Raw genomic sequence first — 23,881 nt, 5'->3', positions numbered from 1 at the left:
GACAAGGCCGATATCACCGCGAAGTCGCGATGGCGATGGTGAGGCTCAGCTCGAGCGAGCAACCCGAGCGAGAACGCCGTGCACGAAGGCACCGGAATCGTCCGTGGAGAACTCTTTGGCAAGCTCCACTGCCTCATCGATAGCAACGGCCGTCGGGACCTCATCGTTGTAGACGATCTCCCACACGCCGATGCGCAGCAGAGCGCGGTCAACGGCCGGCATCCGCTCAATTTTCCAATCACGACTGTGCGTGATGATGTTCTCGTCGATCTCATCGCGGTGATCGGAGATTCCGTCGACGATTTCGCGGGCATAGAGCCAGGAGGCCTCTCGTGCAGGCTCGCTGGCAGCACGTTTTGCTTCTGCCGCCAGCGTCACGGCGAGGTCATCGCCGCGTACGTCTGACGAGAAGAGAATGTCGAGTGCGCGCTTGCGCGCCTTCGTCCGAGCGCTCACGCCTTACTTCTCGCGACCGAGGTACTCACCCGTGCGGGTGTCGACCTTGATCTTCGTGCCGGTCTCGACGAACAGCGGAACCTGCATCTCGTAACCGGTCTCGACGGTGGCGGGCTTGGTGCCGGCCGAGGAGCGGTCGCCCTGCAGACCAGGCTCCGAGTAGGTCACCTCGAGGATGACGGATGTCGGAAGGTCGAGGTACAGCGGGTTGCCGTTGTTCAGCGCGATCGTGACCTGCTGGTTCTCGAGCAGGAAGTTCTTCGCGTCGCCGACGGTGGCAGCGCCGACCGTGATCTGGTCGTAGTCGGTCGTGTCCATGAACACGAAGCCGTCGCCGTCTGCGTACAGGTAGGTGAAGTCACGACGATCGACGTTCTCGATGTCGATCTTCGCGCCCGCGTTGTAGGTGCGGTCGACGGTCTTGCCGGAGACGACGTTCTTCAGCTTGGTACGCACGAACGCGCCACCCTTGCCAGGCTTGACGTGCTGGAACTCGATGACGTTCCAGAGCTGTCCGTCGATGCTGAGGACGACGCCGTTCTTGATGTCTGCGGTGGATGCCATGCGTTCAGAGTTCCGTTTCGTTTATTGGGAAGGACCGCTCACTGCCCTTCGACAGGCTCAGGGACCGAGTTAGTGGGGGCCGACAGTCGATTCTACGCGATGAGCGCCGTGAGCTGACGAACTGCGCTCGCGTAGCCGTCGACGCCCTCGCCAATGACCCGCACCGCCGCCACATCGTGGAGGTAGGAGAAGCGTCGAAATTCCTCTCGGGCGTTCACGTCGGAGATGTGAATCTCAGCGAAAGGCAGCGAGACCCCGGTGAGGGCATCGCGCAGCGCAACCGAGGTGTGGGTCAGCCCGCCCGGGTTGATCACGATTCCTAGGCAGTCTTCCCGTGCTGCGTGAATCGCATCGATCAGCACGCCCTCATGATTGCTCTGGATGCTGCGCACCTGGAAGCCCGCCTGTGCTGCAGCGTCAGCGGTGATCTGCTCGACGTCGGTCAGCGTGGCGGTACCGTAGATCTCGGGCTGACGAGTGCCGAGCAGATTGAGGTTCGGGCCGTTCACGAGCAGGATGCGGCGATGCGGTGTGGCTACAGCCAGGTCTTGCGCCATCTCCAGCTCTGCTCCGATCGTCCCGGTGAACTGGAGCCCGGTCGGGGTGAAACCGGCGCGCTGGTACGCGCCCTGTGCCCGCGCGTTGTCGGCGTGCACGTCAAGCGTGAGAGCTGCATCGCCCAGCGAACGCGCCCATCCGGCGGCCGCCGCGAACAGGGCATCGACAACACCCTGGCCGCGGTGGGATGGGCGCACGAATACACCGACCACATCCCCACGTGCGGCAGTGAGGGTCCGGCCATGGTGATCGGTTTCCCCGGCTTCACGCCGCAGCACCGTTGCGGACCCGACCCAGACATCACCGTCGACGGCGACAAACTGCGCCACGGCATCGCCGCTGGCGGCATTCGCAGCGCGTTCCTGCCAGAACTCGTCGGACTGCGCCGTGGCGTTGTCGACGGTGTCGAGAAACGCGATCGGCGCTGCCTCGTCCGCGAGTGCCTCCAGTCGGCTGGCCCGCACCTGGCGCCAGTCATCAGCGCGAACACGCCGAACTTCGACGCTCACGCCCCGACCTCCTGGTAGGCGGCGAACAGCAGGGTTTCATCCGGAGCTTGCAGCACGGTGGGCTTGGCGATCTCGTCGAGCACGATGAAGCGCAGCATCCCGCCCCGGCTCTTCTTGTCCCGCTGCATGCTGGCCAGCAGAGTCTGCCAGGCTCCGGCGCGATAGCTGGTCGGCAGTCCGAGGGACTCGAGCACGCTGCGATGCCGGTCCGCGGATGCGTCACTGAGTCGACCGGCAAGACGCGAGATCTCGGCGGCGAACAGCATGCCGACCGAGATCGCAGCGCCATGACGCCAGCGGTACCGTTCAGCGTGCTCGATCGCATGCCCGAGCGTGTGCCCGTAATTGAGGATCTCGCGCTGACCGGCCTCGCGGAAGTCTTCCGAGACGACCTGGGCTTTCATACCGATGGCGAGTTCCACAGCACGGCGGAACTCTGCGGTTGTCGGGTCGACAGCGCGGGTGGGATCTGCCTCGATGATGTCGAGAATCTCCGGAGCCCAGATGAATCCGGCCTTGACCACCTCGGCGAAGCCTGCGGTTGCCTCGTGGGCGCTCAGGCTGGCGAGCTCATCCAGATCTCCGATCACCGCCTGCGGCGGCCAGAAGGCGCCGACCAGGTTCTTGCCCTCGGCGGTGTTGACGCCGGTCTTTCCGCCGACGGCGGCATCGACCAGGCCGAGCACGGTGGTCGGAACCTGGATGACCTGCACACCGCGCAGCCAGGTGGCGGCGACGAACCCGGCGACATCGGTCACAGAACCACCGCCGTAGCCGATCACCGCGTCCGTGCGCGTGAAGTCCGCCTGTCCCATAACCTGCCAGCAGAAGGCTGCGACCTCGATGCGTTTGCCCTGCTCAGCATCCGGAATCTCGGCGAGCAGAACTTCCCGCGGCCCGTCCGTCGTGTCGGCGAGCAGGCGATCGCGCAGCTCGGCGGCACGCACCGCCAGCGTCGGCGGGTGCACCACAAGAATCTTGCGCACAGCCGGGTCGAGGGCGGCAGAGACCTGGTCGAGGATGCCACGGCCGACGGTGATGTCGTACGTTGCCTGTCCGGTCACGCTGATCGTGGTGGTACTCATCTCAGGTTCTTCCTCCAGGCTGCGATCTCGTCGGCGATGCGCTGCATCGGTCGACGTGACGTGTCGAATGTTTCGGTCGCGACCTCGTCGTACCAGCCGCGACGCTGCTCGTAGATGCTTTTCCACCGCTCAAGCGGGTCTTCATCTCCCGCGAGCATCGGGCGCCCACCGGATCGGATGCGTGCTGCGACTGCTTCCGGTGTGACAGCGAGGAACGCAACCGGATGCTCATGCAGCAGTTTCCGGGTGTCCGCCGAAGTGACGGCGCCTCCACCCAGGGAGATCACTCCCCCGTGTTTCAGCGCTGCGGCCACAGCGGCGCACTCCAACGCGCGAAAGCGCTGTTCGCCGTGCGCAGCGAAGATGTCTGGGATCGGTCCGTGCTCAGCAACGATGTATTTGTCGGTGTCGGTGAAGCCGACGCCGAGCGTCTTGGCCACACGGCGACCCACGCTCGTCTTTCCCGCGCCCATCGGGCCGACGAGCACGAGAGTCAACTGCTCAGGACTGCTCATCGTGGGCGATCAGCGCGGCCTCGGAAGCGGGAGCCGTGCGCAGTTCCGCCGGAATCGCTTCGAGATAGCTGTTGAGGTTGCGAAGCGTCTCGCGGATGCTGTCGCCGCCGAACTTCTCCAGCACGGAGTTCGCCAGTTCCACTGCCACCATCGCCTCGGCCACAACGCCGGCTGCGGGCACCGCGCTGATATCTGAACGCTGATGGTGCGCAGTTGCGGTGTCACCGGTGGCGACGTCGATAGTGCGCAGGGAGCGCGGCACTGTCGCGATCGGCTTCATACCTGCGCGAACACGCAGCACGGTGCCGGTGGACATGCCGCCCTCGGTACCGCCAGCACGATCGGAAGCGCGCGTGATGCCGCGTTCTGCGGCGAAAAGCTCATCGTGTGCGGCCGAGCCACGGCGGCGGGTGGTCTCGAAGCCGTCGCCGATCTCCACGGCCTTGATCGCCTGGATGCTCATCACAGCCTGCGCGAGACGGCCATCCAGACGACGGTCCCAGTGCACGTGGGAGCCGAGGCCTGGCGGAAGCCCGTAAGCGAGCACCTCGACGATGCCGCCGAGGGTATCGCCGTGCTTGCGCGCATCATCGATCTCAGCAACCATGCGTGCGGAGGTTTCCGCGTCGAAGCACCGCAGCGGATCGGCGTCGAGCGCATCGACATCGTCCGGCGTCGGGAGCACCGCACCGTCAGGGGCCTGGACCGGACCGATCGACAGCGTGTGACTGACGAGGCGGATGCCCAGCTCGCTCAGGAACGAACGCGCGACGGCCCCCAGCGCGACACGCGCCGCGGTTTCACGCGCGCTGGCACGCTCCAGGATCGGACGCGCCTCATCGAAGTCGTACTTCTGCATTCCGACCAGGTCGGCGTGGCCCGGTCGCGGACGGGTCAGCGGAGCGGAGCGGCCGCGGGACTTGTCGGTGAGCTCCACCGGCTCCGGACTCATCACCTCTACCCACTTCGGCCATTCGGTGTTGCCGATGCGCAGGGCGATCGGGCTTCCCAGGCTCTTACCGTGGCGGACGCCACCGGAGATGCTCAGTTCGTCCTGCTCGAATTTCATGCGCGAGCCGCGACCATAGCCGAGCTTTCGGCGTGCGAGATCGGCCTGAATGGCCTCGGAGGAGATCGGGACGCCGGAGGGCAGCCCTTCCATGACGGCAATGAGTTCGGGACCGTGCGATTCGCCGGCCGTGAGCACGCGGAGCATGCCTCTAGTTTGGCATGTGTTTGGTCTCAGCCCGGCCGCGTGACGCCCCGGCGAAAGCGCCCGGTCAGATCAGTGCCGCGCGCATCGCAGCGACCACTGCTGCCTCATCGACGAGCTCGGCACTCGGATCGCCTGCGACGAAGATGCGCACCTGACGTACAGCCTGATGCAGAAGCATCTCCAGCCCCGAGATCACCGTCGGCGCAGCCCATCGCGCTGCCAGCGCCGACGGCCAGGGCGCATAGGCCGCGTCCAGAAGTGCGCCGCCGGTTTCTGCGAACTTCGCCGCAACCCCGTCATCGAGAACAGTGCCGCTCGGAAGCGTCGCCACCGTCGCACTCACCGGCGCGGCATCGGCAGCGAAGTCTCTGACCACCACGGTGGTGCCCAGGCTGCTTCCCAGCGCGACCAGCCCAGCGGCGCGCTCAGGCCGGCGCGCGCGTACGTCGATCTGCTCGGCGCCGAGCTCGGCAAGAGCCACCAGAGCCGAGGAGGCCGTTGCACCGGCGCCCAGCACACGCCCGCTGGGGCAGGAGCGGATGCCGTTCTCAGCGAAAGCATCGACGATTCCCCCGACATCGGTGTTGAATCCCGCGACGGTGTCACCGAGGAGCAGTGTGTTCACCGCTCCCGTCAACTCCGCGTGGCGATCCCGCACGGATGCGACCGCATAGGCCTGCTCCTTCAGCGGCATGGTCACCGACAGGCCGCGCCATGTGCCATCGAGTTCCTCGAACGCCTCGATGAAGCCGTGGGCATCCACCCGCTGTCGGCCATACGCCCAGTCCAGCCCGAGTGCACGATAGGCAGCGCTGTGCAGGAGCGGAGATTTGCTGTGAGCGATCGGATCGCCCCAGACCGCGAGGCGACGAGACATCATTCGTTCAACACCCCTGATCGGGGTTGGCGTCGCACCACTGACCCCACTGCTCGATCGCCGCCTGATGCTCCTCGTACGTCGTGGAGAACACCGTCTCGCCCGTCGCCATGTTGATCGTCACGAAGTAGAACCAGGGGCCATCGACCGGATGCATCGCGGCCTCGATTGCTGCGCTGCTGGGGCTGGCGATCGGACCGATCGGGAGTCCTGTGTGAACGTATGTGTTCCACGGGTTGTCGTCGTACTGCGCCTCTTCAGAAGTGCTGACAACGCCGGCATGCAATTCGCCGTAGCCGTACTGCGATGTGGAATCCATCTGCAGCATCATCCCGTCATCGAGACGATTCTGAATGACGCGAGATACCTTCGCGAAGTCGTCGAGGCGACCTTCACGCTGAATTATGGATGCGATCGTCAATACCCGATTCTCGTCCCCCGCCGGAACTCCCGCCTCGGCCAGGGACTCACGCGTGCGATCCACCATCCGCTGGATGACCTGCTGAGCAGTCACATCGGGGTCAAACGTATAGACAGCCGGGAACAGCCAGCCCTCGAGGCTGTCTGCATCCACACCGTACGCCCGTGGATCGGCCACCGCAGCCTTCATCTCCTCCAACGGAATGCCGAGGCTCTCACTGATCGCGATCAACGAAGGCTCGACGGTGCCGCCTTCGGCGATTCCGACCGAATTCTCCACCTTGTTGGCGGGATTGTTGAGAGCTTCGAGAGCGGCCTCCGCCGTCATCTTCTGCTGAAGCGTGTAGATGCCCGGATAGATCGTGAAATCGATGTTCTCCTTGACGAGATAGTCATAGAAGACATCTTCAGTCTTGGTGACTCCGGCTTCGTACAGAGCTGTGGAGACCGGGCTTCCGGTATCACCGGCGAAGACTGTCACCGTTGTCTCGCCTGTTGCCAGGCCCGGCTCCCAGTCCGCCGGCTCTCCCCAGCCCATCACCTCGTTGATCCTGTCGCCGTAGTTGTTCATCGCCCAGAAACCGCCGTAGACGGCGCCGCCGATAAGGACGAGCAGAACCAGCAGCGCGATCAGACATCCCTTGCGGCGTCGTTTCTTCGGCGCGGCGTGGTGTGCTTCTTCATGCTCAGGCTGAAACAGGTCATCGAGAGTCGGCTGCTGCGCGGGTGCGGGTGCGGCGACAGTCGGGGCGGTGCCTTCGCGGGCAGCGCCGTGACTTTCTGGCAACGCAGCTGCTGCGGCAGTCGGCGCTACGCCTTCTCGACGCGCCCGTCGTGATCCGGGCGTCGGCGGGGCAAAATCAGACGCGGGTGCGCGATGCGCCGGCGCCGGCAGGTTTTCGAACAGTGCGTCGGAAACTGAATGCGAATCGTGGTCGGGGGTCTCACGTTCGGGCATGCTCAGGCGGGCTCCTCATCAAGCGGCACAGCGACACCGGCCGGGATACCGGTGCTCTTCTCCGTGTCGATCGCGTGCTGCAGCAGAACCACCGCCGCGACCTGATCGACAATGCTACGAGAGTTTCGCTGATTTCGCCCAGAAGACCGTAAAGCCGAGTGTGCGGTGACGGTGCTCAGCCGTTCATCCATCATGCGTACGGGCACACCGGTCAGCCGCTGCAACGCGGCGGCGAACTCACGGGCATCCGTGGTTGACGGGGTATCAGCACCCTGCATGTTCACTGGCAGCCCGACGACGAACTCCATCGGCCCGTACTCCCCCGCAAGCTCTGCGATGCGGGTGAGAGAGGTGTCCGATCGTGGCACAGTTTCAACCGGGACGGCCAACATGCCGTCCGGGTCGCATCGCGCCACGCCGACGCGGGCTTTGCCCACATCGATGCCAAGCCGCACACCGCGGCGGAAGCCGCCGCTCACGCGCTACGAAGCTCCGCGACCACCGCGTCCAGCGCTGCGTCGAGTGCCGAGGCATCCGTTCCACCGCCCTGGGCCACGTCATCGCGTCCGCCGCCGCCACCACCGAGCACACCCGCCGCACGCTTCGCCAGCGCACCGGCCTTCGCGCCCGCCGAGCGTGCGGAGTCGTTCGTCGCGACTACGACCACCGGGCGTCCGCCAGCAATGCCGCCCAGGGCGACCACTGCAGCAGTCGATCCGAGGCGCTCGCGCACCGAGAGCGCCAGGCCTCGGACATCGTCCGCTGAGCCCACTTCGCCGACAGACACCGCAGCGACCCGGTAGGCGCCAACCTGCTGCGCAGCCTCCGCAATCGCGGGGACACGCCCTTCGCGTTCCTTCGCTTCGAACTGTGCGATGCGCTTCTCAGCGGCCTTCAGATTCGCGGCGATCTCCGCGATCCGATCCGGCAGCTGCTCACGGGGGGTCTTGAGCGCCGTCGTCAGCTGCGAGACGATGGCACGCTCGGCGGCGAGCTCGCGGAACGCGTCCTGACCGACCAGCGCCTCGATACGGCGGTTGGATGCCCCGACCGATGCTTCACCGACCACGCTGACCAGACCGATCTCCGAGCTGGAATTCACGTGCGTCCCCGCGCACAGTTCCCGTGACCAGGGACCGCCGATGTCGACCATGCGCACGACATCTCCGTATTTCTCACCAAACAGAGCCATTGCTCCGGCTTCTTTGGCCTCGTCAAGAGAAACGATTCGCGTGGTGACCTCAAGAGCGTCCTGAACCGCGCGGTTCGTGATGTCTTCGATCTCGGTGCGTGTCTCGGCAGACAGCGCCTGTGACCACGAGAAGTCGAAGCGCATGTAACCGGCGCGGTTGAGGGAGCCCGCCTGGGTGGCGCCCGAGCCGAGCGTGTCGCGCAGGGCTGCGTGGACCAGGTGCGTTGCCGAGTGCGCCTGCCGAGCTGCGCGACGGTTCGCGGCATCCACCTGCGTCGTGGCTCGATCATCGACCGCGACGGTTCCGCTGGTGACGTGCACCGTGTGGCTGATGAGGCCGGCAACCGGCTTCTGCACGTCGAGAACGTCGAGTTCGAAACCGGCGCCGACGATGCTGCCCTTGTCGGAGACCTGTCCCCCGGACTCCGCGTACAGGGTGGTCTCCGCGAGGATGATCTCGGCAACCTGCCCCTCCGTGGCGAAGGTTGCGGGCTGACCGTCCACAAGAATGCCGAGCACACGAGAGTCGATGTTCAGATCCGAGTACCCGGCGAACCCGGTCTCACCCAGGGCACGGAACTCGCGGTACACCGAAACGTCGGCGAGTTGGCGCTTGCGACTCTTCGCATCCGCCTTCGCCCGGGTGCGCTGCTCCAGCATCAGCGAGTCGAACGACTCGCGGTCGACACTGAGTCCCGCTTCTTCGGCGATCTCCAGGGTGAGGTCAATCGGGAAGCCGTAGGTGTCGTGCAACAGGAAGGCCTCGGGGCCGGCCAGAGTCTTCTTCTCAGCCTGCTTCGTCGCATCCAGTGCGAGATCGAGGATCGTCGAGCCCTGTGCCAGCGTACGAAGGAAGGTGACCTCTTCCGCGTTCGCGAGACCGGACAGACGATCCCACTCCGTCTCCAACACCGGGTACGACGCCTTCATCGCATCGCGCGAAGCGGCGAACAGCTCGGGGAAGATCGGAGCGTCAACGCCGAGCAGCCGCATCGAGCGAACGGTGCGGCGCATCAAACGACGGAGGATATACCCGCGGCCGTCATTCGCGGGCTTCACTCCATCAGAGAGCAGCATCAGCGAAGAGCGCACGTGATCGGCAACGATGCGGAAACGGACGTCATCGGTGTGATCGACGCCGTACTTGCGTCCGGAGATCTCCATCGCGCGGTCCAGAACCGGACGCACCTGATCGGTTTCGTACATGTTCTCGGCACCCTGCTTGAACATCGCAACGCGCTCAAGCCCCATGCCGGTGTCGATGTTGCGCTTGGGCAGCGACCCGGCGATGTCGAAGTCGACCTTCGTGCGCACATCCGAAAGCAGATCCTGCATGAACACGAGATTCCAGATCTCGGTGAAGCGGTTGTCATCCACGATCGGACCACCGTCGCGGCCGTACGCCGGACCACGGTCGATGTAAATCTCTGAGCAGGGGCCACCGGGTCCTGGCTGACCGGTGTGCCAGTAGTTGTCCTCGCGCCCCATCCGCTGGATGCGCTCGGCGGGGAGGCCAGCGATCTTCTGCCAGAGCAGCGCTGCTTCGTCATCTGTCTCGTAGACGGTGACCCAGATGTCCTTCTCCGCGAAGCCGAGTCCGCCATCGGCCTCGGACGTTGTGAGCAGCTCCCACGCGTAGGAGATCGCGCCTTCCTTGAAGTAATCGCCGAAAGACCAGTTGCCCAGCATCTGGAAGAACGTTCCATGACGAGCCGTCTTGCCGACCTCTTCGATGTCGTTGGTGCGGATGCACTTCTGCACATCGGCCGCTCTCAGGAACGGAGCAGGTACGACGCCAGTCAGGTACGGCACGAACGGGACCATTCCGGCGATGGTGAACATCACCGTCGGGTCGTCGCTCACCAGCGACGCGGAGGGAACGATCGTGTGGTCGTTCTTTTCGAAGAAATTCAGGTAGCGCTGCGCGATGTCCGCGGTTTTCATAGGGGTACGGCTGTCCTTGTGTGAGACGAATAATCGCAGCACAGAGTGCTGCGACCGGCGCGGATGATCAGTTGTCGGCGGAATCGACCAGTCGAGCCTGCTGCTCGCGGTACGAATCGCTGAGGATCGCGGTGAACTCGCTGATGCGCGCGTCAACATCGGCCAGAAGGACGTGTCCGCGCGGATCTTTGTTCATGAAGTGGGCAGCTACGAACCCGCCGATCACACCGATCAGGAACCACGACAGCTTCTTCATGTGTTCTTCCTCGCCCTCAGCCCGCAAAACGCGGTGCCTCCATCGTATGCGGAAACGACAAGAGGCGTCGGGAATCCCGACGCCTCTTGGTTTGACCAGTCAGGGACCAGTCAGTGAATCAGCGAGCTGCGTAGTACTCGACGACGAGCTGCACTTCACAGGTCACGGGGACCTCAGCGCGCTTCGGACGACGAACCAGGCGAGCCTGAAGCTTGTCGAGCTCGACCTCAAGGTAACCAGGAACGGGAGGCAGGACCTCGGCGTGGCCGCCGGCTGCTGCGACCTGGAAGGGCTCGGTGCCCTCGCTCTTGGCCTTGACGTGGATGAGTTGACCCGGCTTCACGCGGAACGACGGGCGGTCGACGAGCTGGCCGTCGACGAGGATGTGACGGTGCACAACCATCTGGCGAGCCTGTGCGGTGGTGCGGGCGAAGCCCGAACGCAGCACGAGAGCGTCAAGACGCATCTCGAGGAGCTCGACAAGGTTCTCACCGGTCAGGCCATCAACGCGACGAGCCTCGTTGAACGCGATGCGCAGCTGCTTCTCGCGGATACCGTACTGCTCGCGAAGACGCTGCTTCTCACGCAGACGAACGGCGTAGTCACTGTCGGTCTTGCGCTTGGTGCGGCCGTGCTCACCGGGAGCGTAGGGACGCTTCTCGAGGTAACGGGCAGCCTTCGGCGTCAGCGGGATGCCGAGGGCACGGGACAGGCGGACCTTGCGGCGGTCCTGGGACTTCGTAACCACGAAGTATTCCTTCCGATGACGTGGACGTGACTTTCACATCTCACGGACGTATCTTCTGCGTTCTGCCTTCGTGCGCACGTCGGGGCGCAGAAAAGGTGGGTGTGAACGAAGAGATGCCCGAAAACACGGTTTCGAGCCGATTCAGCTTAGCAGACGGCTTCTCAGCGATCGCCGAGGATGCGCCGGATGCGTTCAAGCCGCGATGAGATGTCGCGCTCGGCACCGAGAGGCTTCGGTTGGTAATACTGACGTCCGTCAAGTTCATCAGGCAGATATTGCTGAGGCACGATACCGAACTCGTTGTCGTGCGGGTAGCGATACCCCTTGCCGTGGCCGAGTCGCTTGGCCCCGGCGTAGTGGGCGTCTCGCAGGTGAGCGGGGACACGCCCGAAGTTACCGGCGCGCACATCGGCGATCGCGGCGTTGATACCGGCGTATGCCGCGTTCGATTTCGCAGTGGTCGCCAGGTAGACGGTTGCCTCCGCCAGTGGGATCCGCCCCTCGGGCATCCCGATGAACGCGACAGCGTCGGCAGCAGCGTTGGCGATCACCAGCCCCTGCGGGTCGGCGAGTCCGATATCTTCTGCTGCCGAGATCACCAGCCGGCGGGCAATGAAACGCGGGTCCTCCCCCGCCTCGATCATGCGGGCGAGATAGTGCAGCGCAGCATCCGGATCTGAGCCGCGAATCGACTTGATGAACGCACTGATCACGTCATAGTGCTCGTCACCCTGACGGTCATATCTCAACAGTGCACGATCAACCGCCTGCGCCACGTCTTCGTCGGTGATCTCGGGGACGGAAGCGTCTTCGGCTGTCGACAGCGCGACGGCTGCGGCAGCTTCTAATCCGGTCAGCGCTCGTCTGGCGTCACCAGAGGCCAGACGTATCAGTGCGCGCCGCGCGTCGTCGCCCGCGGTGACGGTGCCGTTGAGCCCGCGGGCATCCGAGAGTGCTCTATCGATGAGCACCCCGATGTCTTCGTCGGTCAGCGGTTGCAGCGTCAGCAGCAATGACCGGGACAACAGCGGTGAGATCACGGAGAACGACGGGTTCTCGGTGGTGGCGGCGATCAGGAGAACCCAGCCATTCTCGACGCCGGGCAGCAGTGCATCCTGCTGAGCCTTGGTGAAGCGGTGGATCTCGTCGAGGAACAGGATCGTGGTCTGACCATAGAGATCGCGCTGAGTGATCGCCTCCTGCATCACCTCTCGGACGTCTTTGACGCCGGCAGTGATCGCCGAAAGTTCCACGAACCGCCGGCGGGACGAACGCGCGATCGCTTGCGCGACGGTGGTTTTCCCGGTGCCTGGTGGCCCCCACAGGATGATCGATACAGCCCCGGGAGCGGATGCTTCGGGGTCAGCGAGCGCCACGATCGGCGAGCCGGCCCGCAGAAGATGCTGCTGACCGGCCACCTCGTCGAGGGAGACCGGACGCATCCGCACGGCAAGGGGCGTCTGTCCCGAGAGTAGTGGCGCGGATGTCATGCCTCCAGGCTAATGCGCCCCTCTGACTCCGGCGCACCGTGGCAATCGCGGTAGGCTCACAGCGGTGCCCAGGCGAGGCGCCACAGGGAGGAAAACGATGGCCGGCCGCGGATCCAAGAACGCCCAGCGCTCACGCGCCGAGACCGAGCGTGCGCGCCTGTATGCCGCTCGCACTACGTGGTATGACGGGCAGATCACCCGCCGTATCCGCGACAACACCATCGCAGGCGTCGCCGGTGGGCTCATCATCGTGGCGGCCATTGCCAGCCAGTCCGTGCATGCTGCTGTGACTGCTCCCGAGCCGGATCCGACGGAGACATCTTCGCCGACACCACTGGAGAATCCCTTCTCCGACCTGTTCTTCACCGAAGTACCTGCCGAATAGTCGCAGGTCCGTGACCTCCCGGACGGAACGGTGCCATCAAGACCGCCGCTGCGCGTACTAGGCTGATCAACGTCCCTTCCCCCTCACGCGGGCTGACCGCGCAAGGAGCACATCGTGTCTGCCACCGAACCTTCGAAGCCGACTCCACCGGTCCCCACACCGCCGCGCGTTCCGACGCCGCCGCGCATGCCGGCACCGGCAGCCGCCGCGCCCGCCGCACCTGTGGTTCCCGTGGCGCCCGTCGCCTCTGCTGACTCTGCGAACTTCGGCCGCGTCGCCGAAGACGGCACCGTTGAGGTATGTGAAGGTGATGAATGGCGCGTCGTCGGGCAGTACCCGGACGGCACGAGTGATGAAGCACTCGCCTACTACGTGCGCAAGTTCGACGATCTGGCATTCAAGGTGCACACGCTCGAACAGCGTCACCAGGCCGGCGGGGCCTCCGCGAGCGATCTGACCACACAGGCGAAGCGTCTGGTGGACGACGTCACCGGGGCCGCTGCCGTCGGCGACCTGGCGTCGCTGCGGGAGCGTCTCGACACGCTCACCGGCACGCTGGCTGAGGCCAGCGAGGCCGAGGCCCAGCAGGCGAAGGCTCTTGTCGACGCCGCAATCGCCGAGCGAACCCTGCTCGTCGACGCCATCGAGCAGATCGCAGCCCGCGACCTCTCGAAGGTGCAGTGGAAGCAGGTCACCGCCGAAGTGACCGCGCTCTTCGATACCTGGCAGGCGCAGCAGCAGAGCGGACCGCGCCTTCCGAAGGGCATCTCGCAGCAGCTGTGGAAGCGATTCCGCGATGCACGCTCCGTCGTTGACAAGAGCCGTCGCAGTTTCTACGCAGAGCTCGATGAGACCCACAAGCATGCTCGCAGCGAGAAGAATCAGCTGATCGAGCGTGCGGAAGCCCTCGCGCCGAAGGGCGTCGACGGCATCCCCGCGTATCGCAATCTTCTCGACGAGTGGAAGGCGTCCGGCCGCGCCGGCCGAAAGGCCGATGACGCGCTGTGGGCGCGTTTCAAGGCCGCAGGCGACGCACTGTATGCGGCTCGTGCCGAGCAGTCGGCCGCGGAAGAAGCCGAGTCCGCGCCGAAGATCGAGGCCAAGAACGCCCTGCTGGATGAAGCGAAGGCTGTCGCTGATGAGTCGAACATCAAGCAGGCTCGTGCGCTGCTGACACGCATTCAGCGCCAGTGGGACGAGATCGGGCGCGTCTTCCCTCGCGAGAAGGAGCGTGCACTCGATGACAAGCTCCGCACCGTCGAGCAGTCGTTGAAGTCACGCGAAGAGGTCGACTGGAAGCGCAACAACCCGGAGACCAAGGCGCGCGCCAACGACATGAGCCAGCAGCTGCTGGACACCATCACCAAGCTGGAGGCAGAGCGCGACGCCGCCGAGAACGCTGGAGATGCAAAGGCGCTCAAGGAAGCCACCGAAGCACTCGAAGCACGTAAGGCGTGGTTGAGCGCTCTCGAAGGCTGATCTTATCCACAGCTGCCCCGGGAACGGCGTCAGCACGGCACACTGAAAGTGTGAACCCGCTGCTGCTGTATCGACCCGGGGCATTGCTGTCCCAGCCGGAACTGTGCTCTGCGCGCCTGGATGGTCTGCTGTTCGAGATCGACGATGCCTATATGCCCGCCGACATCCCGGAGGATGCGGATGCTCGCGTCACGGCGCTGGCACCGATCCTCTCCCCCGGTTATGCGGCCAGCGGCACGACCGCAGCCTGGCTCCAGGGCATCGGCAGTCGCGCTCCGCTTCGCCACCATATTCAGCGCACGTCGATGCGTCGTCACCGGGTAGCGCCGCACCGAGATGTGGTCGTACACCAGGTGCAACTTCCTGAGGAGGACGTGCAGCTGATCTCGTCGACACTGGTGACAACGCCGCTGCGGACGCTGACGGACCTCGCGATCCGCGCAGAGAAAGACACCGAGAGCCGCGCCTGGCTGCTTCTGGTGGCGCAACAGCAACCGCAACTCGTAGCCGTCGCCATCGACTGCCTCGAGACGCGTTCGAGAGTACCCGGCAAACGTTCGGCCCTGCGACGGCTGAACGACCTCCTGGAGTCAGCGCATCAGGACGTGGTGACGCGGTACACGTCGTAAACCGCGTCGATGCGACGCACGGCGTTGAGTACACGATCCAAGTGCACGGAGTCGCCCATCTCGAATACGAAACGGCTGATCGCCAAGCGACTGTCGTTCGTGTTCACGGTCGCAGACAGGATGTTCACATGGTGCTCGCTGAGCACCCGGGTGACGTCGGAGAGCAGTGCAGCCCGATCCAGCGCTTCGACCTGGATCTGAACGCGGAACACGCTCTTGGTCGTCGGTGCCCAGGAGACCTCGACGAAACGTTCCTGCTCGGCACCGAGGGCTTTCACGTTGGCACAGTCAACGCGATGAACCGAGACACCACTGCCACGTGTCACGAAGCCGACGATCTCGTCACCGGGAACCGGCGTGCAGCACTTGGCGAGCTTCACGAGAATGTCGTCCGCGCCGCGGACGAGGATGCCGGAATCGCCCGCGCGCGGTTCGCGCAGGTGCGGACGGCCCGGAATCGTGATCGCCCCGGTACCGGTGTCGTTCGCCGCGGTGAGGGCAGTAACCTTCTCCAGCACGGACTGCGTGGAGACGTGGCCCTCACCGACGGCGGCGTACAGCGCGTCGACGTCTTCGTAATGCAGCTGCTGAGCGACCTGGGCGAACGAGTCCTGACCCATCAGCCGTTGCAGCGGCAGGTTCTGCCGGCGCATCGACCGTGCGATGGATTCCTTGCCCTGCTCAATGGCTTCTTCGCGACGTTCCTTCGTGAACCAGCCGCGAATCTTGTTGCGGGCACGGGTGCTCTTGACGAAGCTCAGCCAGTCCTGGCTCGGACTGGCGTCCGGGTTCTTCGAGGTGAACACTTCGATGACGTCGCCGCTTTTGACCTCGGTCTCCAGCGGGACGAGCCGGCCGTTGACCTTCGCACCCATTGTGCGGTGGCCGATCTCGGTGTGCACGGCGTAGGCGAAGTCGACCGGTGTCGCGCCGGCGGGCAGCCCGATCACCCGCCCCTTCGGCGTGAACACGTAAACTTCCTTCGCACCGATTTCGAAGCGCAGCGAGTCGAGGAACTCGCTCGGATCCGCGGTTTCTGCTTGCCAGTCCGAGATGTGCGCAAGCCAGGTCATATCGGTGTCGGTCGGCACGGTACCGGGCTTGCCACCGGCCATCCGCTCTTTGTACATCCAGTGTGCGGCAACACCGAATTCCGCTTGCTGGTGCATCTCGTGCGTGCGGATCTGAATCTCCACCGTACGGCCGCTCGGGCCGATCACCGTGGTGTGCAGTGACTGGTAGAGATTGAACTTCGGCGTCGCGATGTAGTCCTTGAACCGGCCGGGCAGCGGCGTCCAGCGTGCGTGAATAGCACCGAGAACCGCGTAGCAGTCACGCACGGAGCCTACGAGCACCCGGATCCCGATGAGGTCGTAGATGTCATCGAACTCCCGTCCGCGCACAACCATCTTCTGGTACACCGAGTACAGCTGCTTCGGTCGTCCGCCCACTTTGCCGCGGATACGGAGGTCGTGCAGGTCCTCATTGATCGATTCGATGACCTGCTTCAGATACTTCTCCCGCTGCGGGGTGCGCTGCGCGATAAGACTGTTGATCTCGACATAGATCTTGGGGTGCAAAACAGCGAACGAGAGGTCTTCGAGCTCGGACTTTATCGTCTGGATACCGAGGCGGTTAGCAAGGGGCGCGTAGATCTCCAGCGTCTCTCTGGCCTTCTTCTCCGCCTTCTCGGGTGGAACGAAGCCCCAGGTACGTGCGTTGTGGAGCCGGTCGGCGAGTTTGATGAGCAGAACACGCAGGTCTTTCGACATTGCGACGATCATCTTGCGGACTGTTTCGGCCTGCGCGCTTTCGCCGTACTTGACCTTGTCGAGCTTGGTGACGCCATCCACGAGCATGGCGACTTCGTCACCGAAGGTCTCCGTCAGTTCAGACAGCGCATACCCGGTGTCTTCGACGGTGTCATGAAGCAGCGCTGCCGCAATGGCTCGTGGCCCCAGCCCCATCTCGGCCAGGATCTGGGCGACGGCGAGCGGGTGGGTGATGTATGGCTCACCGCTTTGCCGCTTCTGACCCTCGTGCTTTTGCTTCGCGACGTTGTAGGCCTGCGTGATGATCGCCAGGTCACCCTTAGGGTGGCTGGCCCGAACCGTGCGGATCAGGTTGTCGAGATCGTTGACCCGGGGCGCACGCGAGAAGATTCGGGGCACGAGTCTTCTCAAACTCGATCCCTGCGTCGACGCGTTCGCCTCCGCCATCACTTCACCTCCGGGTCAGAACATCTTACGCGTGTGCCAGCACATCGGCTTCGCTCGAACGATTACGCGTTCAGGCGTCAGCGGCGGCCCGTTCACGCAGCTCGAGCACGCGCTTGTCGCGCTCGATGATGTCCGGTTCTTTCTCCCGGAACAGCGAGTACAGCGGTGCTGCAACGAACAGCGTGGAGTACGTCGCGACGATGATGCCCACGAAGATCGACAGCGAAATATCGGTCAGCGTCTCCGCCCCGAGCCAGAACGCTCCGATGAACAGAATCGCGCCGACGGGGAGCGCTGCGACGATCGAAGTGTTGATCGAGCGCACCAGCGTCTGGTTCACCGCGAGGTTCACCGATTCTCCGAAGGTGCGTGAGGAGTTTTCGCCGTCCTCCGTGGTGTTTTCTCGAATCTTGTCGAACACCACCGTCGTGTCATACAACGAGTACGCCAGGATCGTGAGGAACCCGATGACGGCCGCGGGCGAGATCTCGAACCCGGCCAGTGCATAGATGCCCACGGTGATCACGAGCACATCGAGCAGACCAATGATGGCAGCGGCCGACATCTTCCACGTGCGGAAGTACACCGCGAGAATCAGGAACGTCAGAATCAGGAACACCACCAGGCCCCAGAGCGACTGTCGTGTGACGTTCTCCCCCCACTGCGGGCCGATGAACGATGTGTTCACCTCGTCAGCATCCACCTGATACTGGTCAGCCAGCGCCTGCGCCACGGCGAGAGTCTCGCTCTGCGTCATCTGATCCGTCTGCACGCGCACGTCGCTCTCACCGACGATGGCGACCTTGACGGCGGCATTCGGCACGACAGACTGCACGGCGTCGGATGCCTTGGCCTGATCAGTCGACTCGGGCGCGACGACCGTGAACTGCGACCCGCCAGTGAACTCGATCGAGAACTGCACAGGGCGCAGCAACGGCACAAGGGCGGATGCCACGATCAGTGCGATCGCGATGATGAACCACAGACGGCGCTTGCCGACGAACGGGAAAGAGGTCTTTCCCGTGTACAGGTTGTTGCCGAATTCATTCATGGAGGCCATCAGCGCTCTCCCTCGCTTCCGGCGTTGGTATGACTGTTTCCGATGAGGGCTTCGGCACGTTTGCGCTCCGCAATGGTCTGCCGGCGCTCAGCCTCGTTTCGAGAACGGTTGATCTTTCCTGCTCGTCCACCGCGCACAGGCTCGACAGTCCGATACTGCGAGCGGGCGTGGTAAACCGCCCCCAGCGCGTCGGGGTCAAGGCCGGAGAGCTTGTGCCCGCCTCCGAAGAACTTGGTGCGCGCCAGGATCTGCATCACCGGGTGCGTGAAGATGACGAAGATGAAGATGTCGATGATCGTCGTGAGTCCCAGGGTGAAGGCAAAGCCCTTCACCGTGGAGTCAGCCAGGATGTACAGCACGACTGCGGCCAGGATGTTGATCGACTTGGAGATGTAAATCGTGCGCTTGGCGCGTCCCCAGCCGTCCTCCACCGCATTCGTGATGGATTTGCCGTCGCGCAGCTCATCTCGTATTCGTTCGAAGTAGACGATGAACGAGTCGGCGACGAAACCGATCGACACGATCAGACCTGCCACGCCGGCCAGCGACAGGCGGAAGCCGAGGCGCCAGGCCAGGATGCAGACGATGATGTAGGTCAACACGCCCATGACCGCGATCGATGCAATGATCACCGCGCCGAGTGCTCGGTAACTGAGCAACGAGTACACAGCCACCAGCGCAAGACCGATGAGTCCGGCGATGAGACCGATCATGAGCTGCTGCGAACCCAGCGTCGCCGAAACACTCGACGCACTCTCGGTGGTGAAGCTCAGCGGCAGCGCACCGTACTTCAGCTGATCCGCGAGAGCTTCAGCGCTCTCCTGCGTGAACGAGCCGGAGATGCTGGGCTTGCCGTCGAGGATCACACCGTTCATCTGCGGAGCGGAGATGACCTTGCCATCGAGAACGAAGGCGAACTGGTCGCGCGGGGTGAGGCCGGCGAGCTGGTTCTGGTAGAGGCGCTGGCTGATCTCGCCGAAGGTCTTGGCACCCTGCGAATCGAGGGTGAGGTTGACCGTCCATGCACCGTTGCGCTGGTCGCGACCGCTGGTGGCATCATCGATCGCATCGCCGGTGAGCTCGGTCGGTCCGAGGATGTACTTGGCCTGACCGAGGTCGTCACAGGTGATCAGGGGCTGGTCCGCGGGTGTATCGGCAGACTCGTTGTCGGGGTTCGCGCAGTCGTAGGCGAGGAACTCGGCTTGGAGCTTCTCCGTCACCCAGGCCATATCGCTGCCGTCGGTCGGCTCCGGCGTGGGGATCGCGTTCGCAGTCGGGTCCGGGGCCGGGTACGGCGTTGCGTTGCCGTCTTCTCCGACGAACTCGGTCGCTGGGCTTCCGAAGAAGATCACGGAGCGGAACTCGAGCTGCGCGCTCGCTTCGATACGCGCGCGCGTCTCCTCATCAGCGACACCGGGGATCTGCACAACAATGTTGCGTCCGCCCTCGGTCGTGATGTCGGCCTCTGTCACACCAGACGCGTTGACGCGTTGGCGGATGATCGCCGCAGCCTGATCGAGCTGCTCCTGCGTGGGATTGGCACCGTCCTCAGTGACGGCACTCAGGACTATCTGTGTGCCGCCCTGAAGATCAAGCGCGAGCTCAGGTGTCCACGAGCTCTTTTCAAAGCCATAGACACCGATTGCGTTCACGCCGAACAGCGCAGCAGTCACGATCAGAAGGCTGAGCAGAACCTTCCAGGCATGACGGACGGGAGAAGACGAAGCCACGTATGTTCAGCTTTCTACGATGCCGGTCAGGCGGTCGGACGAATTACTTGCTGTCGGAGTCCCGATCCAGACGGGCGCGGGTCTCCTCAGGAGTCTCGGCGGCAAGATCTGCCTCGGATGCAATGGCCTCATCTTCAACCTCAACGAGGTCTTCGCCTTCGAGGTCGTCGACCACGTTCGGCTCGACGATGCGCAGGATCGCCTGGCTGTGTACCTCGATGACCGTTCCCGGGGCAATCTCGACGAGAGCCGGCGAGTCCAGGTCCTCAGGGTCGTACGCGACGATGGTTCCGTAGAGACCACCCTGCATCAGCACCTTGACCCCGGGAACCGTCTTCGTGGCCTTCTCTTCCTGTTCGGCCTTCATCTGCTTCTGGCGCTTGCGCGTGTTGAGGAACATGAAGACGAGCAGGACGGCTAGTACGCCGAAGAGGATGATTTCCATCAGGCAGGGCCTTTCAAAGTGCGCACGCCAACGGTGGACGCGCAGAGAGTTCGGGGGGAAGTCTCCAGCGATTATAGGTCATTGAGCAATGTCGCCGTTTCCGGATGCTGCAGGCCGAGGTGCTGGTATGCCTCAGGTGTCGCAACGCGTCCGCGTGGCGTTCGACCGAGGAATCCGATTCGGACGAGATAGGGCTCGACCACGCTCTCAACGGTCTCCGCCTCTTCACCGACGGCCACGGCGAGCGTGCTCAGTCCTACCGGACCACCGCGGAAGCGCCGCACGAGCATGTCGAGAACAGCACGGTCGAGGCGGTCGAGACCGATCGGGTCGACGTCGTAGAGTTCCAACGCCGCGTTGACGTCCGAAATCGATGCTGATCCGTGATCTCCGTGCACAAGGGCGTAGTCGCGGACCCGGCGCAGAAGCCTGTTCGCGATTCGCGGGGTACCTCGGGATCGGCGAGCGATCTCATTCAGCGCGTCGTCAGGCAGCCCGACACCGAGAACGCTCGACGAGCGCGCGATCACCTTCTCGAGGTCACCGTCGTCATAGAACTCCAGATGACCGGTGAAGCCGAAGCGGTCGCGTAAAGGATTCGGCAGCAGACCAGAGCGTGTCGTGGCGCCGACGAGCGTGAAGGGCGCAAGATCCAGCGGGATGCTGGTAGCGCCCGCGCCCTTTCCGACCATGATGTCGATGCGGAAGTCTTCCATCGCGAGGTAGAGCATCTCTTCCGCCGAGCGCGCCATCCGGTGGATCTCGTCGATGAACAACACCTCCCCGGGAATGAGGCTGGACAGCAGCGCCGCGAGGTCGCCGGCGTGCTGGATCGCGGGGCCGCTGGAAAGGCGGAGCGGACGTTCACTCTCGTACGCGACAATCATCGCGAGGGTCGTCTTACCCAACCCGGGAGGGCCGGCGAGCAGAATGTGATCGGGTGGCCGGTTCTGGATGCGTGCCGCGTCTAGAAGCAGTTGCAGTTGTCCGCGCACCTTCGGCTGCCCGACGAACTCGCCGAGGCTCTCCGGCCGCAGCGCACCTTCGATGGCGAGCTCTGTTTCGTCGATCGGCTCGGCCGCATCGCGACCCTCAGAGAAGTTCTCCTCAGCCACGTGCTGCTCCCGCCTTGGCCGGCCCAAGCGCAGCAAGTGCCTGGCGCAGCAGCAGTGAGACAGAGCCGCGGTCAGACTCGCTGGCAGCGGCAGCTGCGGCCTCGGCAGCCTCAGCCGCGACCTTCTCAGACCAGCCGAGACCCACCAGCGCGATGGTCACCTGGGCCGTGATGTCCACAGCACCAGGGGCGGTGGACGCGGCAGCAGGAGACGGCGGCTGCAGCTTTCCGGCAAGCTGCACGACGATCAACTTCGCCGTCTTCGGTCCGATACCGGAGACACGTCGGAACGGTGCGTCATCGTCGTCGATGACTGCCGTAGCGATCTGATCGACGCTGAGGTGTCCGAGCACACCCAACGCAGATTTCGGACCGACACCGGTGACACTGAGCAATTGTCCGAAGACCTCCAGCTCCGTCGGCTCGGCAAAGCCGAACAGCGTGAGAGCGTCTTCGCGCACGATGAGGCTCGTGTGCAACCGCAGCTGAGCGCCAGTGCGCGCGGTGTGAGCGACGTCTCCGGGCACGAACACGAAGAATCCGACCCCGCCAACTTCGATGACGACATGGTCCGCACCGGTGGCCAGCACGGTTCCGTGCAGAGAGGAGATCATCTCCCCAGCCTACGAGCCGGATCGTATGTATGTTCGAGCGACACGCTCAGCATCGGCCCAGGCCTGCTGGGCCGGGGTCAGCGCACCAGCTGCCGCTGCAACACCGCCTCGCCGCCACGCATGACACAGGGCGATGGCGAGGGCATCGGCCGCGTCCGCGGGTTGCGGTGGGGCATCCAGCCGCAGGATACGGGCGATCATCGCCTGTACCTGCTTCTTATCGGCCGATCCGTACCCGGTGACTGCCGCTTTTACCTCACTCGGGGTGTGGGTCGCCGCGGGCAAGCCCGCCTCTGCGGCGATCAGCAGGGCCACCCCGCTGGCCTGCGCCGTGCCCATCACCGTGTGGCTGTTGTGCTGTGCGAACACCCGCTCGACGGCTACGGCATCCGGCTGATGTTCGTTGAGAACCTCTCGGATGCCGGCGGCAACTCCGGCCAGTCGTTCGCCGATCGGAGCATCCGGCGCCGTTCGTATCACCCCGACATGCACGAGGGTTCCTCGGCGTGCGCGGTCCACGTCGACGACGCCGATGCCGCACCGGGTCAGTCCCGGGTCGATACCGAGCACGCGCAAAGAAGAAGCCGTCACTCCCCCAGGCTAGGTGCCAGAGGAGCGACGGCTTCAGCGGCGCGCTGTGAAGGCAGGTCAGTCCTCGTCGCTGTCTTCCTCGAGTTCGGCCTGCACTTCAGCGGTGAGGTCGAAGTTGCTGTACACGTTCTGCACGTCTTCGCTGTCTTCGAGTGCATCGATGAGGCGGAAGATCTTGCGAGCGGTCGCAGCATCGATCTCGACCTTGAGGTTCGGGATGAACTCCACATCAGCCGAGTCGTAGTCGATACCGGCTTCCTGCAAGGCGGTGCGCACGGAGACCAGATCCGTTGCCTCGGTGATGACGCCGAAGCCGTCGCCGTGCGGCTCGATCTCTTCAGCACCGGCTTCCAGGACCGCTTCCATCACGGCATCTTCGGTCGTGTCTTCCGCACCGACAACGATGAGGCCCTTGCGGGTGAAATTGTAGGCGACGCTGCCCGGATCGGCGAGGGTGCCACCGTTGCGGGTGAGCGCCGTACGCACCTCAGCGGCTGCACGATTCTTGTTATCGGTCAGACACTCGATCATGAGTGCGACGCCGTTGGGACCGTAGCCTTCGTACATGATCGAGGTGTATTCGATCGCTTCGCCACCGATACCGGCGCCGCGTTTGACGGCACGGTCGATGTTGTCCTTCGGGACCGACATCTTCTTCGCTTTGAGCACCGCGTCATAGAGCGTCGGGTTGCCAGCCAGATCGGCACCACCGAGCTTGGCCGCAACTTCGATGTTCTTGATGAGCTTTGCCCACGACTTCGCACGACGGGAGTCGATGACAGCCTTCTTGTGCTTCGTAGTTGCCCATTTAGAGTGCCCGGCCATGT

Annotated in this window: 24 protein-coding genes and 1 pseudogene; 3 read left to right on the top strand and 22 right to left on the bottom strand. The window is 64.1% G+C overall.

All coding sequences use genetic code 11. From position 1 onward, the window contains the following. Positions 1-45: 45 nt before the first annotated feature. The 14 genes and pseudogenes from nusB to ACSU1L_RS02480 form a co-directional block, all read right to left on the bottom strand. On the bottom strand, positions 46-456 hold the full coding sequence (gene nusB, locus ACSU1L_RS02545) for a transcription antitermination factor NusB (protein ID WP_438254538.1): 411 nt from the start codon (positions 454-456) through the stop codon (positions 46-48). A 3-nt stretch (positions 457-459) separates the two neighbouring features. Next, on the bottom strand, positions 460-1,020 hold the full coding sequence (efp, locus tag ACSU1L_RS02540) for an elongation factor P (protein ID WP_438254537.1): 561 nt from the start codon (positions 1,018-1,020) through the stop codon (positions 460-462). A gap of 92 nt (positions 1,021-1,112) precedes the next feature. After that, complete coding sequence (locus tag ACSU1L_RS02535; RefSeq protein WP_439255035.1) at positions 1,113-1,577, bottom strand: type II 3-dehydroquinate dehydratase; 465 nt, start codon at positions 1,575-1,577, stop codon at positions 1,113-1,115. 39 nt (positions 1,578-1,616) lie between these two features. Beyond that, positions 1,617-2,087 (bottom strand): annotated as a pseudogene (locus ACSU1L_RS02530) (GNAT family N-acetyltransferase); the annotation flags it as partial. Beyond that, the gene (gene aroB, locus ACSU1L_RS02525) at positions 2,084-3,172 is read right to left on the bottom strand and encodes a 3-dehydroquinate synthase (RefSeq protein WP_439254617.1); all 1,089 of its coding nucleotides are present in this window, start codon (positions 3,170-3,172) and stop codon (positions 2,084-2,086) included. The pseudogene ACSU1L_RS02530 and the gene aroB, both read right to left, overlap by 4 nt. Continuing rightward, entirely contained in the window at positions 3,169-3,687 is a 519-nt protein-coding gene (locus tag ACSU1L_RS02520; RefSeq protein WP_438254535.1) for a shikimate kinase, read from the bottom strand. The genes aroB and ACSU1L_RS02520 overlap by 4 nt, the downstream gene beginning before the upstream one ends. After that, positions 3,674-4,903, bottom strand: coding sequence for a chorismate synthase (gene aroC / locus ACSU1L_RS02515; RefSeq protein WP_438254533.1), 1,230 nt, complete (start codon positions 4,901-4,903; stop codon positions 3,674-3,676). Before aroC ends, ACSU1L_RS02520 begins: the two co-directional genes overlap by 14 nt. A gap of 64 nt (positions 4,904-4,967) precedes the next feature. Continuing rightward, positions 4,968-5,780: a shikimate dehydrogenase family protein gene (locus ACSU1L_RS02510; protein ID WP_439254615.1), complete on the bottom strand. Its 813-nt coding sequence runs from the start codon at positions 5,778-5,780 to the stop codon at positions 4,968-4,970. A 7-nt stretch (positions 5,781-5,787) separates the two neighbouring features. Beyond that, a complete protein-coding gene (mltG, locus tag ACSU1L_RS02505; protein ID WP_439254613.1) occupies positions 5,788-7,158 on the bottom strand; it encodes an endolytic transglycosylase MltG in 1,371 nt (456 codons plus the stop codon). Between the two features lie 2 nt (positions 7,159-7,160). Further along, positions 7,161-7,637, bottom strand: coding sequence for a Holliday junction resolvase RuvX (gene ruvX / locus ACSU1L_RS02500; RefSeq protein WP_438254530.1), 477 nt, complete (start codon positions 7,635-7,637; stop codon positions 7,161-7,163). Then, the gene (gene alaS, locus ACSU1L_RS02495; RefSeq protein ID WP_438254529.1) at positions 7,634-10,294 is read right to left on the bottom strand and encodes an alanine--tRNA ligase; all 2,661 of its coding nucleotides are present in this window, start codon (positions 10,292-10,294) and stop codon (positions 7,634-7,636) included. Before alaS ends, ruvX begins: the two co-directional genes overlap by 4 nt. 67 nt (positions 10,295-10,361) lie before the next feature. Beyond that, positions 10,362-10,550 carry a hypothetical protein gene (locus ACSU1L_RS02490; protein ID WP_438254527.1) on the bottom strand — a complete coding sequence of 63 codons (189 nt, stop codon included), beginning with the start codon at positions 10,548-10,550 and terminating at the stop codon, positions 10,362-10,364. Between the two features lie 118 nt (positions 10,551-10,668). Beyond that, complete coding sequence (gene rpsD, locus ACSU1L_RS02485) at positions 10,669-11,298, bottom strand: 30S ribosomal protein S4 (RefSeq protein ID WP_438254526.1); 630 nt, start codon at positions 11,296-11,298, stop codon at positions 10,669-10,671. Between the two features lie 161 nt (positions 11,299-11,459). Continuing rightward, entirely contained in the window at positions 11,460-12,788 is a 1,329-nt protein-coding gene (locus ACSU1L_RS02480; protein ID WP_438254525.1) for a replication-associated recombination protein A, read from the bottom strand. 97 nt (positions 12,789-12,885) lie between these two features. Between ACSU1L_RS02480 and ACSU1L_RS02475 the strand changes: the two genes are divergently transcribed. The 3 genes from ACSU1L_RS02475 to ACSU1L_RS02465 all read left to right on the top strand — a co-directional run bounded on the left by ACSU1L_RS02475 (position 12,886) and on the right by ACSU1L_RS02465 (position 15,281). Continuing rightward, positions 12,886-13,173: a hypothetical protein gene (locus ACSU1L_RS02475; RefSeq protein ID WP_439254608.1), complete on the top strand. Its 288-nt coding sequence runs from the start codon at positions 12,886-12,888 to the stop codon at positions 13,171-13,173. Positions 13,174-13,287: 114 nt separating this feature from the next. Beyond that, positions 13,288-14,652: a DUF349 domain-containing protein gene (locus tag ACSU1L_RS02470; RefSeq protein ID WP_439254606.1), complete on the top strand. Its 1,365-nt coding sequence runs from the start codon at positions 13,288-13,290 to the stop codon at positions 14,650-14,652. Between the two features lie 50 nt (positions 14,653-14,702). Beyond that, positions 14,703-15,281 (top strand): hypothetical protein, encoded by a 579-nt coding sequence (locus ACSU1L_RS02465; RefSeq protein WP_439254604.1) that lies wholly within the window; start codon positions 14,703-14,705, stop codon positions 15,279-15,281. Here the strand turns inward: ACSU1L_RS02465 and ACSU1L_RS02460 are convergent. The 8 genes from ACSU1L_RS02460 to ACSU1L_RS02425 all read right to left on the bottom strand — a co-directional run bounded on the left by ACSU1L_RS02460 (position 15,251) and on the right by ACSU1L_RS02425 (position 23,879). Continuing rightward, positions 15,251-17,500 (bottom strand): RelA/SpoT family protein, encoded by a 2,250-nt coding sequence (locus ACSU1L_RS02460; RefSeq protein WP_439254602.1) that lies wholly within the window; start codon positions 17,498-17,500, stop codon positions 15,251-15,253. The genes ACSU1L_RS02465 and ACSU1L_RS02460 overlap by 31 nt on opposite strands. Before the next feature lie 70 nt (positions 17,501-17,570). Further along, positions 17,571-18,560 carry a protein translocase subunit SecF gene (secF, locus tag ACSU1L_RS02455; protein ID WP_438254518.1) on the bottom strand — a complete coding sequence of 330 codons (990 nt, stop codon included), beginning with the start codon at positions 18,558-18,560 and terminating at the stop codon, positions 17,571-17,573. Further along, the gene (secD, locus tag ACSU1L_RS02450; RefSeq protein WP_438254517.1) at positions 18,560-20,290 is read right to left on the bottom strand and encodes a protein translocase subunit SecD; all 1,731 of its coding nucleotides are present in this window, start codon (positions 20,288-20,290) and stop codon (positions 18,560-18,562) included. The genes secF and secD overlap by 1 nt, the downstream gene beginning before the upstream one ends. A 43-nt stretch (positions 20,291-20,333) precedes the next feature. After that, the gene (locus ACSU1L_RS02445) at positions 20,334-20,735 is read right to left on the bottom strand and encodes a preprotein translocase subunit YajC (protein WP_439254599.1); all 402 of its coding nucleotides are present in this window, start codon (positions 20,733-20,735) and stop codon (positions 20,334-20,336) included. A gap of 71 nt (positions 20,736-20,806) precedes the next feature. Continuing rightward, entirely contained in the window at positions 20,807-21,850 is a 1,044-nt protein-coding gene (ruvB, locus tag ACSU1L_RS02440; RefSeq protein WP_438254514.1) for a Holliday junction branch migration DNA helicase RuvB, read from the bottom strand. Beyond that, on the bottom strand, positions 21,843-22,463 hold the full coding sequence (gene ruvA / locus ACSU1L_RS02435; protein ID WP_438254512.1) for a Holliday junction branch migration protein RuvA: 621 nt from the start codon (positions 22,461-22,463) through the stop codon (positions 21,843-21,845). Before ruvA ends, ruvB begins: the two co-directional genes overlap by 8 nt. A 9-nt stretch (positions 22,464-22,472) precedes the next feature. Then, the gene (ruvC, locus tag ACSU1L_RS02430; RefSeq protein WP_438254511.1) at positions 22,473-23,054 is read right to left on the bottom strand and encodes a crossover junction endodeoxyribonuclease RuvC; all 582 of its coding nucleotides are present in this window, start codon (positions 23,052-23,054) and stop codon (positions 22,473-22,475) included. 57 nt (positions 23,055-23,111) lie between these two features. Continuing rightward, the gene (locus ACSU1L_RS02425; RefSeq protein ID WP_438254509.1) at positions 23,112-23,879 is read right to left on the bottom strand and encodes a YebC/PmpR family DNA-binding transcriptional regulator; all 768 of its coding nucleotides are present in this window, start codon (positions 23,877-23,879) and stop codon (positions 23,112-23,114) included. Positions 23,880-23,881 lie beyond the last annotated feature (2 nt).

This window comes from Microbacterium sp. A94 (genome assembly GCF_051842855.1).
Lineage (GTDB): Bacteria > Actinomycetota > Actinomycetes > Actinomycetales > Microbacteriaceae > Microbacterium.
Note: the sequence above shows the minus strand (reverse complement) of the source record. Positions and strands in the feature narration are given on the sequence as shown.

Excerpts from the sequence above, each read along its gene's own strand:
- ACSU1L_RS02445 (WP_439254599.1), bottom strand. The coding sequence starts at position 20,735 with ATGGAAATCATCCTCTTCGGCGTACTAGCCGTCCTGCTCGTCTTCATG.
- ruvA (WP_438254512.1), bottom strand. The coding sequence starts at position 22,463 with ATGATCTCCTCTCTGCACGGAACCGTGCTGGCCACCGGTGCGGACCAT.
- ACSU1L_RS02480 (WP_438254525.1), bottom strand. The coding sequence starts at position 12,788 with ATGACATCCGCGCCACTACTCTCGGGACAGACGCCCCTTGCCGTGCGG.
- ACSU1L_RS02460 (WP_439254602.1), bottom strand. The coding sequence starts at position 17,500 with ATGGCGGAGGCGAACGCGTCGACGCAGGGATCGAGTTTGAGAAGACTC.
- mltG (WP_439254613.1), bottom strand. The coding sequence starts at position 7,158 with ATGCCCGAACGTGAGACCCCCGACCACGATTCGCATTCAGTTTCCGAC.
- aroC (WP_438254533.1), bottom strand. The coding sequence starts at position 4,903 with ATGCTCCGCGTGCTCACGGCCGGCGAATCGCACGGTCCCGAACTCATT.
- alaS (WP_438254529.1), bottom strand. The coding sequence starts at position 10,294 with ATGAAAACCGCGGACATCGCGCAGCGCTACCTGAATTTCTTCGAAAAG.
- efp (WP_438254537.1), bottom strand. The coding sequence starts at position 1,020 with ATGGCATCCACCGCAGACATCAAGAACGGCGTCGTCCTCAGCATCGAC.
- ACSU1L_RS02520 (WP_438254535.1), bottom strand. The coding sequence starts at position 3,687 with ATGAGCAGTCCTGAGCAGTTGACTCTCGTGCTCGTCGGCCCGATGGGC.
- ACSU1L_RS02510 (WP_439254615.1), bottom strand. The coding sequence starts at position 5,780 with ATGTCTCGTCGCCTCGCGGTCTGGGGCGATCCGATCGCTCACAGCAAA.
- secF (WP_438254518.1), bottom strand. The coding sequence starts at position 18,560 with ATGGCCTCCATGAATGAATTCGGCAACAACCTGTACACGGGAAAGACC.
- ACSU1L_RS02490 (WP_438254527.1), bottom strand. The coding sequence starts at position 10,550 with ATGAAGAAGCTGTCGTGGTTCCTGATCGGTGTGATCGGCGGGTTCGTA.
- ACSU1L_RS02535 (WP_439255035.1), bottom strand. The coding sequence starts at position 1,577 with ATGGCGCAAGACCTGGCTGTAGCCACACCGCATCGCCGCATCCTGCTC.
- ACSU1L_RS02475 (WP_439254608.1), top strand. The coding sequence starts at position 12,886 with ATGGCCGGCCGCGGATCCAAGAACGCCCAGCGCTCACGCGCCGAGACC.
- aroB (WP_439254617.1), bottom strand. The coding sequence starts at position 3,172 with ATGAGTACCACCACGATCAGCGTGACCGGACAGGCAACGTACGACATC.
- ACSU1L_RS02425 (WP_438254509.1), bottom strand. The coding sequence starts at position 23,879 with ATGGCCGGGCACTCTAAATGGGCAACTACGAAGCACAAGAAGGCTGTC.